General features: G+C 58.2%; 16 protein-coding genes. 15 read left to right on the top strand and 1 reads right to left on the bottom strand.

Features of this window, described 5'->3' with window-relative positions; all coding sequences use genetic code 11:
• Positions 1-13: 13 nt before the first annotated feature.
• On the bottom strand, positions 14-796 hold the full coding sequence (map, locus tag NA647_RS11220) for a type I methionyl aminopeptidase (protein ID WP_256057763.1): 783 nt from the start codon (positions 794-796) through the stop codon (positions 14-16).
• Between the two features lie 291 nt (positions 797-1,087).
• Between map and rpsB the strand changes: the two genes are divergently transcribed.
• The 15 genes from rpsB (at position 1,088) to rnhB (ending at position 15,782) form a co-directional block, all read left to right on the top strand.
• On the top strand, positions 1,088-1,828 hold the full coding sequence (rpsB, locus tag NA647_RS11215; protein WP_131648241.1) for a 30S ribosomal protein S2: 741 nt from the start codon (positions 1,088-1,090) through the stop codon (positions 1,826-1,828).
• Between the two features lie 125 nt (positions 1,829-1,953).
• Entirely contained in the window at positions 1,954-2,823 is an 870-nt protein-coding gene (gene tsf, locus NA647_RS11210; RefSeq protein WP_131648242.1) for a translation elongation factor Ts, read from the top strand.
• 193 nt (positions 2,824-3,016) lie between these two features.
• A complete protein-coding gene (pyrH, locus tag NA647_RS11205) occupies positions 3,017-3,760 on the top strand; it encodes a UMP kinase (RefSeq protein ID WP_131648243.1) in 744 nt (247 codons plus the stop codon).
• Positions 3,757-4,314, top strand: a complete 558-nt coding sequence (frr, locus tag NA647_RS11200) for a ribosome recycling factor (protein ID WP_256057762.1) — start codon at positions 3,757-3,759, stop codon at positions 4,312-4,314. Before pyrH ends, frr begins: the two co-directional genes overlap by 4 nt.
• A gap of 148 nt (positions 4,315-4,462) precedes the next feature.
• Complete coding sequence (uppS, locus tag NA647_RS11195) at positions 4,463-5,224, top strand: polyprenyl diphosphate synthase (protein WP_256057761.1); 762 nt, start codon at positions 4,463-4,465, stop codon at positions 5,222-5,224.
• Positions 5,218-6,033: a phosphatidate cytidylyltransferase gene (locus tag NA647_RS11190; RefSeq protein WP_256057760.1), complete on the top strand. Its 816-nt coding sequence runs from the start codon at positions 5,218-5,220 to the stop codon at positions 6,031-6,033. The genes uppS and NA647_RS11190 overlap by 7 nt, the downstream gene beginning before the upstream one ends.
• Positions 6,030-7,220 carry a 1-deoxy-D-xylulose-5-phosphate reductoisomerase gene (ispC, locus tag NA647_RS11185; protein ID WP_256057759.1) on the top strand — a complete coding sequence of 397 codons (1,191 nt, stop codon included), beginning with the start codon at positions 6,030-6,032 and terminating at the stop codon, positions 7,218-7,220. Before NA647_RS11190 ends, ispC begins: the two co-directional genes overlap by 4 nt.
• Positions 7,221-7,300: 80 nt before the next feature.
• Positions 7,301-8,653 (top strand): RIP metalloprotease RseP, encoded by a 1,353-nt coding sequence (rseP, locus tag NA647_RS11180; protein ID WP_256057758.1) that lies wholly within the window; start codon positions 7,301-7,303, stop codon positions 8,651-8,653.
• Positions 8,654-8,722: 69 nt separating this feature from the next.
• Complete coding sequence (gene bamA / locus NA647_RS11175; protein WP_256057757.1) at positions 8,723-11,089, top strand: outer membrane protein assembly factor BamA; 2,367 nt, start codon at positions 8,723-8,725, stop codon at positions 11,087-11,089.
• 46 nt (positions 11,090-11,135) lie between these two features.
• Positions 11,136-11,639, top strand: a complete 504-nt coding sequence (locus tag NA647_RS11170; RefSeq protein WP_131648250.1) for an OmpH family outer membrane protein — start codon at positions 11,136-11,138, stop codon at positions 11,637-11,639.
• A complete protein-coding gene (gene lpxD / locus NA647_RS11165; RefSeq protein WP_256057756.1) occupies positions 11,639-12,697 on the top strand; it encodes a UDP-3-O-(3-hydroxymyristoyl)glucosamine N-acyltransferase in 1,059 nt (352 codons plus the stop codon). Before NA647_RS11170 ends, lpxD begins: the two co-directional genes overlap by 1 nt.
• 95 nt (positions 12,698-12,792) lie before the next feature.
• Positions 12,793-13,233 carry a 3-hydroxyacyl-ACP dehydratase FabZ gene (gene fabZ / locus NA647_RS11160; RefSeq protein WP_256047852.1) on the top strand — a complete coding sequence of 147 codons (441 nt, stop codon included), beginning with the start codon at positions 12,793-12,795 and terminating at the stop codon, positions 13,231-13,233.
• A complete protein-coding gene (gene lpxA / locus NA647_RS11155) occupies positions 13,230-14,006 on the top strand; it encodes an acyl-ACP--UDP-N-acetylglucosamine O-acyltransferase (RefSeq protein WP_256057755.1) in 777 nt (258 codons plus the stop codon). Before fabZ ends, lpxA begins: the two co-directional genes overlap by 4 nt.
• A 1-nt stretch (position 14,007) precedes the next feature.
• Complete coding sequence (lpxB, locus tag NA647_RS11150) at positions 14,008-15,141, top strand: lipid-A-disaccharide synthase (protein ID WP_256057754.1); 1,134 nt, start codon at positions 14,008-14,010, stop codon at positions 15,139-15,141.
• Positions 15,141-15,782, top strand: coding sequence for a ribonuclease HII (gene rnhB / locus NA647_RS11145; RefSeq protein WP_256057753.1), 642 nt, complete (start codon positions 15,141-15,143; stop codon positions 15,780-15,782). Before lpxB ends, rnhB begins: the two co-directional genes overlap by 1 nt.
• Positions 15,783-15,790: the final 8 nt, after the last annotated feature.

The raw sequence follows: 15,790 nt of genomic DNA, 5'->3' as shown, positions 1-15,790 counted from the left end.
AATCGGTAAGCAATCATGGCGATGTGCGAGCTATGGTGTCATCGCTGCGCAGTGTGAATATTTCATAGCCGTCAGCGGTGACCACAATCGTGTGTTCCCATTGAGCGGACAGCTTGCGGTCCTTGGTGATGGCTGTCCAACCATCGCCGAGCAGGCGGGTTTCCGAACGGCCCTGATTGATCATTGGCTCGATCGTGAAGGTCATACCTTCCGTAAGTTCAAGACCGGTTCCCGCGCGGCCATAGTGAAGCACCTGGGGTTCCTCGTGAAAAACCTTGCCGATGCCATGACCACAATATTCACGGACCACGGAGAAACCATTTTTCTCGGCGTGCTTTTGGATCACTTCGCCAATATCGCCTAGACGCGTGCCGGGACGGACAATCTCGATACCTTTATAGAGGCACTCTTGAGTCACCTTACACAGGCGCTCGGCCCATTCCGGCGCTTTGCCGACGATGAACATCCTGCTGGTGTCGCCGTGGTAACCATCCTTGATGACCGTGATGTCGATATTGAGAATGTCGCCATCCTTCAAAGGCTTGTCGTTGGGAATCCCATGACAGACCACGTGGTTGATCGAAGTGCAGATCGACTTAGGGAAGCCCTTGTAGTTGAGCGGGGCAGGTACGGCCTGCTGCACATTGACGATATGGTCGTGACAGAGGCGATCCAGTTCATCGGTGGTGACGCCCGGCTTGACGTGCTCGCCGATCATCTCGAGCACCTCGGCGGCGAGCCGTCCGGCAATGCGCATCTTCTCGATATCTTCGGGAGTCTTGATAGTGACAGTCATGCAAACCTCATTGGCGCCGGGGAGCGCTGCGAAAAACGAAAGCGCAAATGATAAACCAAATGAATGAGGAGCTGATAAAAGCGCTGGAGGCTAGAGGGCTCAACGAGAACAGGGTGCGCGAGAATTTCCGCCTAGCCTTCCAGGCTGTCTTTGTGCTATAAAACGCGCCGCTCAACGGGGAGGCCCGTTGCGCTTAACCCCACACACGTGTCGACACGGTATCCTGGGTGCTCGCAAGAGTTGGATATCGGGACGCGTGGAGGCCTAACCCGACTTATCCGAGGAAGTATCATGACTCAAGTCACCATGCGCGACATGCTGAAGGCCGGTGTGCACTTCGGCCACCAGACCCGTTACTGGAACCCGAAAATGAACAAGTTCATCTTCGGTGCGCGCAACAAGATCCATATCATCAACCTCGAAAAAACCCTGCCGATGTTCAACGACGCGCTGCAGTTCGTTGAAAAGCTGGCTGCGGGCAAAAACAAGATTCTGTTCGTTGGTACCAAGCGTTCCGCTGGCAAGATCGTTCGCGAAGAAGCCGCTCGTTGTGGCTCGCCGTATGTCGATCATCGCTGGTTGGGCGGCATGCTGACCAACTACAAGACCATCCGTGCGTCGATCAAGCGCCTGCGCGAGCTGGAAGCCCAGTCCCAGGACGGTACTTTCGACAAGCTGACCAAGAAAGAAGCCCTGATGCGTACCCGTGATCTGGAAAAGCTGGATCGTAGCCTGGGTGGTATCAAGGACATGGGCGGTCTGCCGGACGCGATGTTCGTCGTTGACGTCGATCACGAGCGCATTGCCATTTCCGAAGCCAACAAGCTGGGCATTCCGGTCATCGGTATCGTCGATACCAACAGCAGCCCGGAAGGCGTCGACTACATCATTCCTGGTAATGACGATGCCATCCGCGCCGTGCAACTGTATCTGGGCTCCATGGCAGATGCTGTGCTGCGTGGCCGTCAGAATGGCGCCGGTGGTGCTGACGAGTTCGTCGAAGAAGCCGCCCCCGAGGCCGCTCAAGGCTGAGCGCGCGGTCGCATAGCTGATACCCGTTGAACAGAAAGGGGGCTATGCCCCCTTTTTGCCAATCACGAATTGATCGCCCGAGTTATAGGGCATGATCGAAAATCGAATCGAGAGGATTTGCGAACATGGCAGAGATCACTGCAGCCCTGGTTAAAGAACTGCGCGAGCGCACTGGCCAAGGCATGATGGATTGCAAAAAGGCACTCACCGCTGCCGGCGGCGACATCGAGAAAGCCATCGACGACATGCGTGCCGCTGGTGCCATCAAGGCCGCCAAGAAGGCGGGCAACATCGCCGCTGAAGGTTCCATTGCGGTCAAAGTCGCCGATGACAACAAGCGTGCCGTAATTATCGAAGTTAACTCGCAGACCGACTTCCTGGCTCTGCAGGACGACTTTAAGAATTTCGTAAGCAACAGCGTCGAGAAGGCCTTCGCCGAGAAGATGGTCGATGCAGCTCCGCTGATTGCCGCTCAGGAAACTGATCGTGAGGCGCTGGTTGCCAAGTGCGGCGAGAACGTCAATATTCGCCGTCTGACCACTGTTGAAGCTGATCTGGTTGGTTCCTATCTGCATGGTCATCGCATCGGCGTTCTGGTAGCCCTGAAGGGTGGTAACGTCGAGTTGGCTAAAGAAATTGCCATGCACGTCGCGGCCAGCAACCCCCAGTTCCTGGATCCGTCGCAGGTTTCCGAAGAGGCCGTCGCGAAGGAAAAGGAAATTTTCCTGGCGCTGAACGAAGATAAGATCAAGGGCAAGCCCGCCGAAATCGTCGAGAAGATGGTTGCCGGTCGCATCAGTAAGTTCCTTGCTGAAGCCAGCTTGGTCGAGCAGGCCTTTGTCAAAGATCCTGACGTCAAGGTCGGCGAGCTGGCGAAGAAAGCCGGTGCAGAGATCGTATCCTTCGTCCGTTACGAAGTGGGTGAAGGCATCGAGCGTGCTGAAGTCGACTTCGCTGCTGAAGTTGCGGCTCAGGTAGCTGCCACTAAGCAATAAGACGCTTCTGCTGTCCTCGAAGAGGCTGCCCGCTCACGCGCGCGGCCTCTTCGTCAGACTGGAGGGTGGAAATGTTTTCTGCCGCGCTATAGTCAGCGCTGGCACCAACCCGTCACTGTGCTGTCATAGCGCAGATATTTTCTGGCAGTAGAGCCAGCTTAGTCATACAAACGCCGCAGGAGAGACAACGCCAATGGCTCAGCAGATGAGTGCACGCAATCCTCGCTATAAACGCATTCTGCTCAAATTAAGCGGCGAAGCCCTGATGGGTTCGGAAGACTTCGGCATTGATCCCAAGGTGCTTGATCGCATGGCCTTGGAGGTCGGGCAGCTGGTAGGCATCGGCGTAGAGGTGGGTCTGGTTATCGGCGGCGGGAACCTGTTCCGTGGCGCCGCCCTTTCGGCAGCCGGTATGGACCGCGTAACCGGCGATCACATGGGAATGCTGGCAACGGTGATGAACTCGCTGGCCATGCGCGACGCTCTGGAACGCTCGAACATTCCCGCTCTGGTCATGTCGTCGATTTCCATGGTCGGTGTGACTGATCATTACGATCGACGCAAGGCGATGCGCCATCTCAAAAGCGGCGAAGTGGTGATCTTCTCGGCCGGCACCGGCAATCCTTTCTTCACCACTGATTCGGCCGCCTGTCTGCGCGCTATCGAGATCCATGCTGATGTGGTGCTCAAGGCTACCAAGGTTGACGGCGTTTACACCGCTGATCCTTTCAAGGATCCGAATGCCGAGAAATTCGAACAACTGACTTATGATGACGTGCTCGACCGCAAGCTGGGCGTCATGGACCTGACCGCCATTTGCCTATGCCGCGACCACAATATGCCGCTGCGAGTGTTCAACATGAACAAGCCCGGTGCCCTGCTCAATATCGTGCTCGGCGGCGCTGAAGGAACACTGATCGAGGAACAGAACCAATGATCAACGAGATCAAGCAAGACGCCCAGGAGCGTATGACGAAGACCCTGGAATCTCTGGGGCATGCATTCGCCAAGATCCGTACCGGCCGTGCTCACCCGAGCATCCTCGATAGCGTGATGGTGTCGTACTACGGCAGCGATACCCCGTTGCGTCAGGTTGCAAACGTGGTTGCCGAAGATTCCCGTACCCTGGCCCTGACCGTTTTCGACAAGAGCATGATTCAGGCCGTCGAGAAGGCCATCATGACGTCTGATCTGGGATTGAATCCTGCAACTGCCGGTACCACTATCCGTGTTCCGATGCCTGCGCTCACCGAGGAGACACGCAAGGGTTATACCAAGCAGGCGCGTGCCGAAGCCGAGAACGCTCGTGTTGCGGTGCGTAATATTCGCCGCGATGCCATCGCTCAATTCAAGGATTTGCTGAAAGAAAAGGAAATCAGCGAAGACGAAGATCGGCGGGCTCAGGACGACATTCAAAAGCTGACCGACAAGTATGTTGCGGAAATCGACAAGGCGCTTGAGGGCAAGGAAAGCGACCTGATGGCCGTTTGATGGGCGGTACAGGACTTCGTCCGTATTGCTCGCGTCGGAGCGCGCGATCCGTCCAGGATCCCAAGCGCGAGGGGATGTGCCCCGGGAATTGCCTTCGTCAGTTCCACCCATTGTTCGCAACGTGATTGAGCGCAGGTAGAGTCGTTTCATGGAAAAGGTCAGGCAGATTGCCGGGCGGCATGTGCCCCGTCACGTCGCAGTCATCATGGATGGCAACAATCGCTGGGCCAAGCGCCGTCTCTTGCCGGGCGTGGCCGGCCACAAAGCGGGTGTCGATGCGGTGCGAGCCGTCATCGAGGTTTGTGCCGAGGCGGGTGTCGAAGTGCTGACGCTATTCGCTTTCTCCAGCGAGAACTGGCAAAGGCCGGCTGATGAGGTTGGCGCGTTGATGGAGCTGTTTCTGACCGCGCTGCGCCGAGAGGCGCGCAAGCTCAATGAGAACGGCATCAGCCTGCGAATCATCGGTGATCGCTCGCGCTTTCATCCCGAGCTGCAGACCGCAATGCTCGAGGCCGAAGAGATAACAGCTGGTGCTGGCCGTTTCGTTCTTCAGGTCGCAGCGAATTATGGCGGTCAGTGGGACATCCTGCAGGCGGCCCAGCGGATGGCTCGTGAAGCACAGAGTGGTCGTCTAGATCCTGAGTCGGTTACACCGGCGCTTTTCCAGAGCTATCTCGCTACCAGCGATATGCCGCTGCCGGATCTATGCATTCGCACCGGCGGCGAGCGGCGCATCAGTAATTTTCTACTGTGGCAGCTGGCATACGCTGAGCTGTATTTCTCCGACCTGTTCTGGCCGGATTTCAAACACGATGCAATGCGCGCCGCTCTGGCCGATTTCGCCAAGCGGCAACGGCGTTTCGGTAAGACCGGCGATCAAGTCGAGACAGAGGTCCGTGCAGAATGTTGAAACAACGCATCATCACCGCCGCCATCCTGCTGCCGATCGCACTGATCGGCTTCTTTCTCCTCGACGGTCTCGCATTCGCGCTGTTTATTGGTGTGGTGGTGGTATTGGGTGGCTGGGAATGGGCGCGTCTGGCGGGTTTTTCCGGTCAGTTCGCGAGAATCGGCTATGCGCTGGTCGTTGCCCTGTTGCTCGTTGCGCTGTACCAGCTGCCATCACTGACTCCTTGGTTGCTCTCGATCAGCGTCGTCTGGTGGCTGATCGCAACGGCATTGGTGCTCGGATATCCAGGCAGTCAACGCCACTGGGGAGGGCGCTTTGGCAGCCTCGCGATCGGTTTGTTGATTTTGCTTCCGGCTTGGTTGGCGCTCGTCGTGCTCAAACAATGGCCGCAAGGAAATTGGCTGATCGTAGCGGTGATGGTGCTGGTTTGGGCGGCAGACATCGGTGCCTATTTTTCAGGTAAGACCTTTGGTCGTCGCAAGCTGGCGCCTCAGGTTAGCCCGGGTAAAAGCTGGGAAGGCTTGATTGGCGGGCTGGTCACGAGTCTGCTGATCACGCTCGGTGTCGGCTTGTATCAGGGCTGGTCGCCGCGGGCGCTGGTATTGGCGCTACTCGGCGCTGCTCTGGTGGTTGTGATCTCTGTTGTGGGCGATCTGACCGAAAGCATGTTCAAGCGTAGCTCCGGCATCAAAGATAGCAGCCAGCTTTTGCCCGGACATGGTGGTGTGATGGATCGCATCGACAGTCTGACCGCGGCGGTACCGGTGTTTACCGTTTTGTTGTGGCTTGCTGGCTGGGGTGCTTGGTGAATCGACCCTTACAGGTAACGGTGTTGGGGGCGACCGGTTCGATCGGCCTGAGCACGCTGGACGTTATCTCTCGTCATCCAGAACGCTACCAGACGTTCGCATTGACTGCCTTCAGCCGTGTCGCTGAACTGCGCGAGCTCTGCCGCATGCATCGTCCACGTTATGCCGTGGTGGCTGACAGCGACAAGGGGCGCGAGCTGCAGAGTCAGCTCGACAGCGATGCTGTAAAGACTCGCGTGCTGGTCGGAGAGGGAGGGCTGAGTGAGGTTGCGGCGCATCCCGAGGTTGATGTGGTGATGGCCGCTATTGTCGGTGCGGCTGGCTTGCGTCCCACGCTCGCAGCCGTGCAGGCCAGCAAACGCGTGCTGTTGGCGAATAAGGAGGCGCTGGTAATGTCCGGCGCGCTGTTCATGCAGGCGCTTCGGGACAGCGAGGCCGTACTGCTGCCAATCGACAGCGAACATAACGCTATCTTCCAATGCCTGCCGGGCAACTATGCGCAAGGGCTCAGCAGCGTCGGGGTGCGGCGGATACTGCTAACCGCGTCCGGAGGACCGTTCCGCCAGCTACCGCTGGAACAGCTTTCAGACGTAACCGCCGAGCAGGCATGTGCGCATCCGAACTGGTCCATGGGGCGCAAGATCTCCGTGGACTCGGCGAGCATGATGAACAAGGGACTCGAGCTCATCGAGGCGTGCTGGCTGTTCGATGCGCGCCCTGAACAAGTCGAGGTGGTCATTCACCCGCAAAGCGTCATCCATTCCATGGTCGACTATATCGATGGCTCTGTGCTGGCGCAGCTCGGTAATCCCGACATGCGCACTCCAATAGCGCACGCGCTGGCCTGGCCGGAGCGAATCGAATCAGGAGTTTCGGCGCTGGACCTGTTGCAGACAGGAAGTCTTAACTTCGAAGCTCCAGACTTGCAGCGGTTCCCATGCCTTCGCATTGCTCGGCAGGCCGCTCAGGACGGTGGGACGGCGCCGGCTATGCTCAATGCCGCGAACGAGGTGGCGGTGGATGCGTTCCTCGACGGTCGCATTCGCTTCACTGAAATCGCGAGTATCATCGAGGCCGTACTCGACCAGGAAGCATCGGTTCCGGCTCGTTGCTTGGCAGATGTGCTTGCTGCCGACGCCCAGGCTCGCACGTTGGCGTCGCGCTGGTTGCATAATCGCGATCGGTAGTGGCCGGCAGTGGCGATGCGCGGAATTGATTTCACCGGAGTCGGTGGCTTCTAATCAGGCCTTTCGAGGCAGAGGAAAATATGGGCGCGCTGTACATGATCATCGGCACCCTAGTGGCGCTGGGAGTGCTGGTAACCTTTCACGAGTACGGACATTTCTGGGTCGCGCGTCGTTGCGGCGTCAAAGTTCTGCGTTTTTCGGTAGGCTTCGGTCGTCCACTGGTGCGTTGGCATGATCGTCAAGGCACCGAGTTCGTCATAGCGGCGATTCCGCTCGGCGGCTATGTGAAGATGCTCGATGAACGCGAAGGTGATGTCCCACCGGCCTTGCTGGATCAGACGTTCAACCGCAAGTCAGTGAAACAACGCTTCGCCATCGTCTCGGCTGGGCCCTTGGCGAACTTCCTCCTTGCGCTGGTGTTTTTCTGGGCGCTGGCAATGCTTGGGGCCGAGCAGATTCGACCGGTAGTTGGTGCTGTCGAAGCGGGCAGCCTCGCCGAGCGCGCCGGGCTGATGGCCGGGCATGAAATCGTAGAGGTCAACGGCAAATCTACCTCGGGCTGGTCAGAGGTGAATCTTCAACTGATCAGGCGGCTGGGCGAAAGCGGCTCGCTCGAATTGCTGGTGTGCGATAGTGATAGCAGTCAGTCGCAGCGACTGCAGTTGGAGTTGAATGATTGGCTGAAAGGCGCCGAGGAACCGGACCCGATCGGTTCGCTGGGTATACGCCCCTGGCGTCCGGAAATCGCCCCGGTAGTCGCTCAACTCGATCCACAAGGGCCTGCTCAGGCGGCCGGCGTGCGTCTCGGCGATCGGCTGCTCAGCCTCGATGGCGAGGCGCTTAACGAATGGCAGGACGTGATCGATCGTGTCACGCCGCTGTACGGTCAGGCCGTTCAACTCGAAATCGAACGCGATGGGCAGCGGTTGGAGCTGCCTCTAACGTTAGCCGAGCGGGGTGAAGACGGTAGCCGTCGTGGGTATCTTGGTGCTGGAGTCGCAGCCGGTGAGTGGCCGGCGGAAATGCTGCGAAACGTCAGTTACGGGCCGCTCGAAGCGGTAGTCGAAGGGCTCCGTCGGACCTGGACAATGAGCGTTCTGACGCTCGATTCTTTGAAAAAAATGCTCTTCGGGGAGCTCTCGGTAAAAAACTTGAGCGGCCCGATAACCATTGCTAAAGTGGCGGGCGCTTCTGCACAGTCGGGCGTGGGCGACTTTCTGAACTTCCTCGCCTACCTGAGTATTAGCCTTGGGGTACTCAATCTATTGCCTATCCCGGTCCTGGATGGTGGGCATTTGCTCTTCTATCTGGTTGAGTGGGTCCGTGGACGTCCCTTGTCGGACAGGGTCCAGGGCTGGGGAGTACAGATCGGTATCAGCCTGGTTGTTGGGGTGATGCTGCTTGCGCTGGTCAACGACCTTGGCCGCCTTTAATTGCCATATACCTTGATGTCGCCGCGCAAAGCGCAGGTTCAATTATCAGGTTTGAAAAGAAAGGACTTCATGAAACGTCTGCTGCTGCCTGCGGTTATTTCCGCACTGATGATTGCCGAAGTTCACGCCGAGTCCTTCACCATCTCCGATATACGTGTCAATGGCCTGCAACGCGTCTCCGCAGGCAGTGTCTTTGGTGCGTTGCCGTTGAACGTCGGTCAGGCTGCCGATGACAGTCGTCTGGTAGATGCAACCCGCGCGCTGTTCCGTACCGGCTTCTTCGAGGATATCCAGCTTGGTCGCGAAGGCGATGTGCTGGTAATCAATGTGGTCGAGCGACCATCGATTTCCGGTATCGAAATCGACGGCAACAAGGCCATCAAAACCGAAGATCTGCTTTCCGGTTTGCAGCAGTCGGGCCTCGCCGAGGGTGAGATATTTCAGCGCGCGACGCTCGAAGGCGTACGCAACGAGTTGCAACGCCAATACGTTGCACAGGGCCGTTACTCGGCCACCATCGAGACCGAGGTCGTCCCGCAGCCGCGTAATCGCGTCGCGCTGAAGATCAACATCAACGAAGGCTCGGTCGCTTCGATCAAGCACATCAACGTCGTTGGCAATTCGGTCTTCCCCGATGAAGACCTAACCGATCTGTTCGAGCTGAAGACCAGCAATTGGTTGTCGTTCTTCCGTAACGACGACAAATATGCTCGGGAAAAGCTCTCCGGTGACCTCGAACGCCTGCGTTCCTACTACCTGGATCGTGGCTATATCAACATGGATATCACCTCCACCCAGGTATCCATCACGCCTGACAAGAAAGACGTTTACGTCACCGTGAATATCGCCGAAGGCGATCGCTACACGGTCAGCGACGTAAAACTGAGTGGTGATCTCAAGGTTCCGCAGGAAGAATTGCAGTCTCTGCTGCTGGCGAAAGAAGGCCAGGTTTTCTCGCGAAAGGTGATGACCACCACCTCCGAACTGATCACGCGACGACTGGGTAATGAAGGCTATACCTTCGCCAACGTCAACGGCGTGCCGCAAGCCAATGATGAAGACAACACCGTATCGATTACTTTCGTCGTCGATCCAGGCAAGCGGGCTTACGTCAATCGCATCAATTTCCGTGGCAACACCAAGACTGAAGACGAAGTACTGCGTCGCGAAATGCGCCAGATGGAAGGCGGCTGGGCCTCGACCTACCTGATCGATCAGTCCAAGACCCGTCTGGAGCGCTTGGGATTCTTCAAGGAAGTTAACGTCGAAACCCCGCAGGTGCCTGGCACCGATGACCAGATCGATGTGAATTACAGCGTCGAAGAGCAGCCTTCCGGTTCGATCATGGCGAGCATTGGCTTCGCTCAGAATGCTGGTCTGATCCTGGGTGGTTCGATCAGCCAGAACAACTTTCTGGGGACCGGTAACCGGGTCAGCATCGGTTTGACCCGCAGCGAATACCAGTCGCGTTACAACTTCGGCTTCGTCGATCCCTACTGGACCGAAGACGGTGTCAGTCTTGGCTATAACGCCTTCTACCGGACCACTGACTACGACGAGCTGGACTATGACGTGTCCAGCTACTCGGTCGACAGCCTGGGCGGCGGGGTCAATATCGGTTATCCGATCAGCGAGACGTCGCGGTTGTCGTTTGGTCTGTCCGCGCAGCAGGACACCATCGACACTGGTCGCTACACCGTCGACGAGATTTTCGATTTCATGGAGGAGGAGGGTGACAGCTACCTCAACTTCAAGGCGTCCGTTGGCTGGTCCGAATCCACACTGAACCGCGGTGTACTGGCGACGCGCGGTCACTCGCAAAGTCTCTCGCTGGAAACCACCATTCCAGGCAGTGACCTGTCCTTCTACAAGATCGACTATAACGGTCAGCTTTTCGTGCCGTTGAGCGAGAGCTACACCATGCGTCTGCATACTCAGCTAGGGTATGGCGATGCTTACGGCTCGACATCGCGCTTGCCGTTCTACGAGCACTACTATGCCGGCGGATTCAGCTCGGTGCGGGGCTTCGAGGACAGTAGTCTTGGGCCACGCAGTACGCCGAGCCGAGGGGAGGGTAATCCCGGCGGAAAACCTGGAACCATTAGAGATCCTGACCAAGATGAGCTGCCCTTTGGTGGTAACGTGCTGATCCAAGGTGGAATGGAAGTGCTTTTCCCAATGCCCTTCGTCAAGGATCAGCGCTCGCTGCGTACCTCTGTGTTCTGGGATATCGGTAACGTCTACGACACCAACTGTCCGTCGGGATCGACCAAGTGCAGCGATATCGATTTCGGCGACATGGCCAGTTCGGTCGGTGTGGGTCTGACTTGGATCACCGCCATGGGACCCTTGAGTTTCAGCTTGGCGATGCCAGTCGTGAAGCCCGACGATGCAGATACTCAGGTTTTCCAGTTCTCGCTGGGCCAAACCTTTTAATCATCCGGAGCGTTGCTCCAGTGTATTTCTTAGAGTGGTATATACCGTGCGTAAGTTGACTCAATTGCTCCTTGTGGCTGCTGCTCTAGCGGCGACCCCTGCATTCGCTGACATGAAGATTGCAGTAATGAACTACCAGATGGCGCTGCTCGAATCGGATGCTGCCAAGCGTTATTCCGTCGATGCGGAAAAGAAGTTCGGTCCGCAGTTGGACAAGCTCAAAGGCTTGGAAAGCGATGCCAAGCGCATCCAGGACCGTCTAGGCAAGGATGGGGACAAGATGCAGCAGGCGGAACGTGAGCGCCTCGAGCTGGAATTCAAACAGAAGGCGCGTGATTTCCAGTTTCTTTCCAAGGAGCTGAACGAATCCAAGGCCGCTGCTGATCGCGATATGCTCAAGCAGCTCAAGCCGAAGCTGGACAAGGCGGTGGAAGAGGTCATCAAGAAGGGTGACTACGATCTGGTGCTCGAACGCGGCGCGGTAGTTGATGTCAAGCCGCAGTACGACATCACCCGCCAAGTCATCGAGCGCATGAATCAGCTGCGCTAATGAATACGATCGTCTATACGCTCGGCGAGCTCGCCGAGCAGCTGGGCGCCAGCCTGCGTGGCGATGCAGCACAACCGGTGTCGGGGCTGGCCACGCTACAGGACGCCGGCCCGCAACAGCTGAGTTTTCTGGCCAACGCCCAGTACCGCAAGTTTCTTACGAACACCCGCGCCGGAGCCGTGCTGCTTACGCCGAAGGACGCCGAAAGTTACAGCGGCACTGCGCTGCTCGTTGCCAATCCCTACCTTGCTTATGCACGCATCTCGCACTTGTTCGAGACGCGGCCGAAGGCTGCCAGCGGCATTCACCCAAGCGCCATCATTGATCCAAGTGCACAGGTCGACCCCAGCGCTAGTATTGGCGCCCAAGCCGTGATCGAGGCGGATGCCTGGATCGGTCCGGACGTCGTGATTGGTGCTCAGTCGTTCGTCGGTGCCCGTACCCGCGTGGGCGCCGGTGGCCGTCTGGCTTCGCGTGTCACCCTCTGCCACGACGTCTGCATCGGTGAGCGAGTCGTGATTCAGCCGGGTGCTGTGATCGGTGGCGAAGGTTTCGGTTTCGCCAACGAGAATGGCAGTTGGGAAAAGATCGCTCAGCTCGGCGGCGTGCGAATCGGCGACGATGTCGAGATTGGTGCTAATACCACGATCGATCGTGGGGCACTCTCCGACACGATCATCGGGAATGGCGTAAAGCTAGATAACCAGATCATGATCGCGCACAACGTCCAGATCGGCGATAACACCGCCATGGCCGGTTGCAGCGGTATTTCCGGAAGCACCAAGATCGGCCGCAACTGTATGATTGCCGGTGGTGTCGGGCTCGTTGGACATATCGAAGTGTGCGATAACGTCTTCATTACCGGTATGACTATGGTCACTCGGTCAATCACAGAGCCGGGAAGCTATTCGTCGGGGACGGCCATGCAGCCAGCCGCGGAATGGCGCAAGAGTGCCGCCCGGATTCGTCATCTCGACGATATGGCTCGTCGCCTGCAGCAAGTGGAAAAACGCCTGGCTTCCGTGACCCCGCGTGGGGATGCGGCTTCTGATGCCTGACCCTATCGCCTGATCGTCCCTGCTAGAGGCTTTTACCGCGGGTGCACGACCCTGGCCGTGCTGGCTCCCATAATTCTTACGGGCATTTTCTTCATATGATGGATATCAACGAGATTCGCGAATACCTTCCTCACCGTTACCCCTTTTTATTGGTTGATCGGGTGACGGAGCTGGATACGGACGCCAAGCGTGTTCGCGCATACAAGAACGTCTCCGTCAACGAACCGTTCTTCAATGGTCATTTTCCACAGCATCCCATCATGCCAGGCGTGCTGATCATCGAAGCTATGGCGCAGGCGGCCGGACTGCTTGGGTTCAAGATGATGGGCGCCAAGCCGGCTGACGGTACGCTTTATTATTTCGTCGGCTCGGATAAGCTGCGCTTCCGCCAGCCGGTCGTGCCGGGCGATCAGCTGAGCCTTGAAGCGTCTTTCATCAGTGCCAAGCGCGGGATCTGGAAGTTCGATTGCCGCGCGAGTGTTGAAGGCAAGCTCGTCTGCTCCGCCGAAATCATTTGCGCGGAACAGAAGATATGAGTTTGATCGACCCTCGCGCTATCGTCGATCCTTCGGCCAGGCTGCCGGATGACGTCCAGGTCGGGCCATGGTCGATCATCGGCCCGGACGTCGAAATAGGCGAGGGGACGGTGATCGCGTCGCATGTGGTCATCAAGGGGCCGACCCGCATCGGTCGCCATAATCGTATTTTTCAGTTTTCTTCGATTGGCGAGGACACGCCCGACCTTAAGTACAAAGGCGAGCCGACGCGTCTGGTGATCGGTGACCACAACGTGATCCGCGAAGGCGTGACCATTCACCGCGGTACCGTGCAGGATCGAAGCGAAACCACCATCGGGGACCATAACCTCATCATGGCCTACGCGCACATCGGTCATGACAGCGTGATCGCCAACCATTGCATCCTGGTGAACAACACCGCGCTGGCGGGGCATGTGCATGTCGGCGATTGGGCGATTTTGTCGGGATACACCTTGGTTCATCAGTATTGCCATATCGGCGCATACAGCTTTTCGGGCATGGGTACCGCCATTGGCAAAGACGTTCCGGCGTTCGTCACTGTATTCGGTAATCCCGCCGAGGCACGCAGCATGAATTTCGAGGGCATGCGCCGCCGCGGTTTCAGTGCCGAGGCCATCACAGCCCTGCGCAACGCCTACAAGGTCGTCTACCGCAAAGGGCTGACGGTCGACGCTGCGTTGACCGCGCTCGCCGCCGATGCGCAGACGTTTCCCGAAGTGGCGCTGTTCCGTGATTCGGTGCAAGCCTCGAAACGTGGCATCACGCGCTGATATGTCCAGGCCGCTGACAGTCGCGCTGGTGGCCGGTGAGGCCTCTGGCGACATTCTTGGTTCGGGTCTGATGCAGGCGCTCAGAGCGCAGCACCCGGAGGTCGAATTCATTGGCGTGGGCGGTCCTCTCATGGAGGCGCAGGGGCTTAAATCCTACTTCCCGCTGGAACGTCTGGCGGTGATGGGCTTGGTGGAGGTACTCGGTCGGCTGCCCGAACTTCTTGCACGCCGCAAGCGTTTGCTGAAAACGCTGCTCGAAGTCCGCCCCGACGTGTTCATTGGTATAGATGCACCGGATTTCAACCTGGATCTGGCCCTCAAGCTGCGGCGCAACGGTATCAAGACTGTGCACTACGTCAGCCCCTCGGTATGGGCGTGGCGGCAGAAGCGCGTGATGAAGATCCGAGACGCCTGCGACCTGATGCTTACCCTTTTTCCGTTCGAGGCGAAGTTCTACGACGCGCACCAGGTTGCGGTGCGTTTCGTCGGCCATCCCTTGGCCGATACCATTCCGCTGGAACCCGATCGCGCCGCGGCACGAGCTGCGTTGAACCTTCCGCAGGAAGGAATGATCGTTGCGCTGATGCCGGGTAGCCGGGGTGGCGAAGTGGGTCGTCTGGGCGAGCTTTTCCTCGACGCCGCGGACCGACTACGTTCGATGCGCCCCGGTATCCGCTTCATTGTTCCCTGTGCCAGTCCCGAAAGACGTGCGCAGCTGGAGCAGATGTTGGCTGGCCGCGACTTACCGCTGTCGCTGCTCGATGGGCGGTCCCATGAGGCGTTGGCGGCGTGCAATGCAGTGCTGATCGCCTCTGGTACTGCGACGCTCGAGGCCTTGTTATTCAAGCGCCCCATGGTCGTGGCCTATAGCGTTGCGCCGTTGACCTTTCGCATCCTCAAACGCATGGTGAAAAGTCCGTACGTGTCATTACCCAATCTTCTTGCCCAGCGCTTGCTGGTGCCAGAGCTTCTGCAGGACGCCGCGACTCCGGATGCCATGGCGCAACTGCTGTCGCCCCTGCTGGACAACGGCGATATACAAACCGAAGGCTTCGACGCCATCCATCGGACGCTGCGTTGCGATGCGTCGAGTCAGGCTGCCAGTGCGGTACTCGAACTGGTCGAGGCAAGCTGATGCAGATCGGTCTCGATTTCAACCTCGTCGAAGAGCTGGTCGCTGGCGTCGACGAGGTCGGCCGTGGCCCCCTGTGCGGACCTGTCGTGACGGCTGCGGTGATTCTCGATCCCGCGCGGCCGATCGAGGGTCTCAATGACTCGAAGAAGCTCACCGAAGCAAGGCGAGAGGCGCTGTTCGACGAGATTTGTGCGAAGGCGCTCGCCTGGTGCATTGCCCGCGCCGAGGTACACGAGATCGACCAGTTGAACATCCTGCACGCCACCATGCTGGCGATGCAGCGAGCGGTCGAAGGGCTGAGTGTGACGCCCCGATTGGCCCTTATCGACGGTAACCGATGCCCGCAGCTTGCAGTGCCCAGTGCTCCGGTGATCCAAGGCGACGCTCAGGTGCCTGCCATCGCGGCTGCCTCGATCCTGGCGAAAGTCAGCCGTGACCGGGAGATGTGTGCGCTGGATCTATGCTATCCGGGCTACGGCCTGTCGGCTCACAAGGGGTACCCGACGCCGCATCATTTGGAAGCACTGCAGCGGCTCGGCCCGTCAGTCATCCATCGGCGATCGTTTGCACCGGTACGCAATCTGCTGGAGCAGACCGCCCTCGCAGAGTCTGTCAGCATCATGGTTGCCTTACCGGTCTGAGCCGGCGC

It is taken from the genome of Stutzerimonas stutzeri (assembly GCF_024448985.1).
Classification (GTDB): domain Bacteria; phylum Pseudomonadota; class Gammaproteobacteria; order Pseudomonadales; family Pseudomonadaceae; genus Stutzerimonas; species Stutzerimonas stutzeri_AP.
This window is presented reverse-complemented; position numbering and strand designations above follow the sequence as displayed.

Excerpts from the sequence above, each read along its gene's own strand:
- rpsB (WP_131648241.1), top strand. The coding sequence starts at position 1,088 with ATGACTCAAGTCACCATGCGCGACATGCTGAAGGCCGGTGTGCACTTC.
- lpxB (WP_256057754.1), top strand. The coding sequence starts at position 14,008 with ATGTCCAGGCCGCTGACAGTCGCGCTGGTGGCCGGTGAGGCCTCTGGC.
- rnhB (WP_256057753.1), top strand. The coding sequence starts at position 15,141 with ATGCAGATCGGTCTCGATTTCAACCTCGTCGAAGAGCTGGTCGCTGGC.
- tsf (WP_131648242.1), top strand. The coding sequence starts at position 1,954 with ATGGCAGAGATCACTGCAGCCCTGGTTAAAGAACTGCGCGAGCGCACT.
- lpxD (WP_256057756.1), top strand. The coding sequence starts at position 11,639 with ATGAATACGATCGTCTATACGCTCGGCGAGCTCGCCGAGCAGCTGGGC.
- bamA (WP_256057757.1), top strand. The coding sequence starts at position 8,723 with ATGAAACGTCTGCTGCTGCCTGCGGTTATTTCCGCACTGATGATTGCC.
- pyrH (WP_131648243.1), top strand. The coding sequence starts at position 3,017 with ATGGCTCAGCAGATGAGTGCACGCAATCCTCGCTATAAACGCATTCTG.
- rseP (WP_256057758.1), top strand. The coding sequence starts at position 7,301 with ATGGGCGCGCTGTACATGATCATCGGCACCCTAGTGGCGCTGGGAGTG.
- NA647_RS11190 (WP_256057760.1), top strand. The coding sequence starts at position 5,218 with ATGTTGAAACAACGCATCATCACCGCCGCCATCCTGCTGCCGATCGCA.
- frr (WP_256057762.1), top strand. The coding sequence starts at position 3,757 with ATGATCAACGAGATCAAGCAAGACGCCCAGGAGCGTATGACGAAGACC.
- lpxA (WP_256057755.1), top strand. The coding sequence starts at position 13,230 with ATGAGTTTGATCGACCCTCGCGCTATCGTCGATCCTTCGGCCAGGCTG.
- fabZ (WP_256047852.1), top strand. The coding sequence starts at position 12,793 with ATGATGGATATCAACGAGATTCGCGAATACCTTCCTCACCGTTACCCC.
- map (WP_256057763.1), bottom strand. The coding sequence starts at position 796 with ATGACTGTCACTATCAAGACTCCCGAAGATATCGAGAAGATGCGCATT.
- uppS (WP_256057761.1), top strand. The coding sequence starts at position 4,463 with ATGGAAAAGGTCAGGCAGATTGCCGGGCGGCATGTGCCCCGTCACGTC.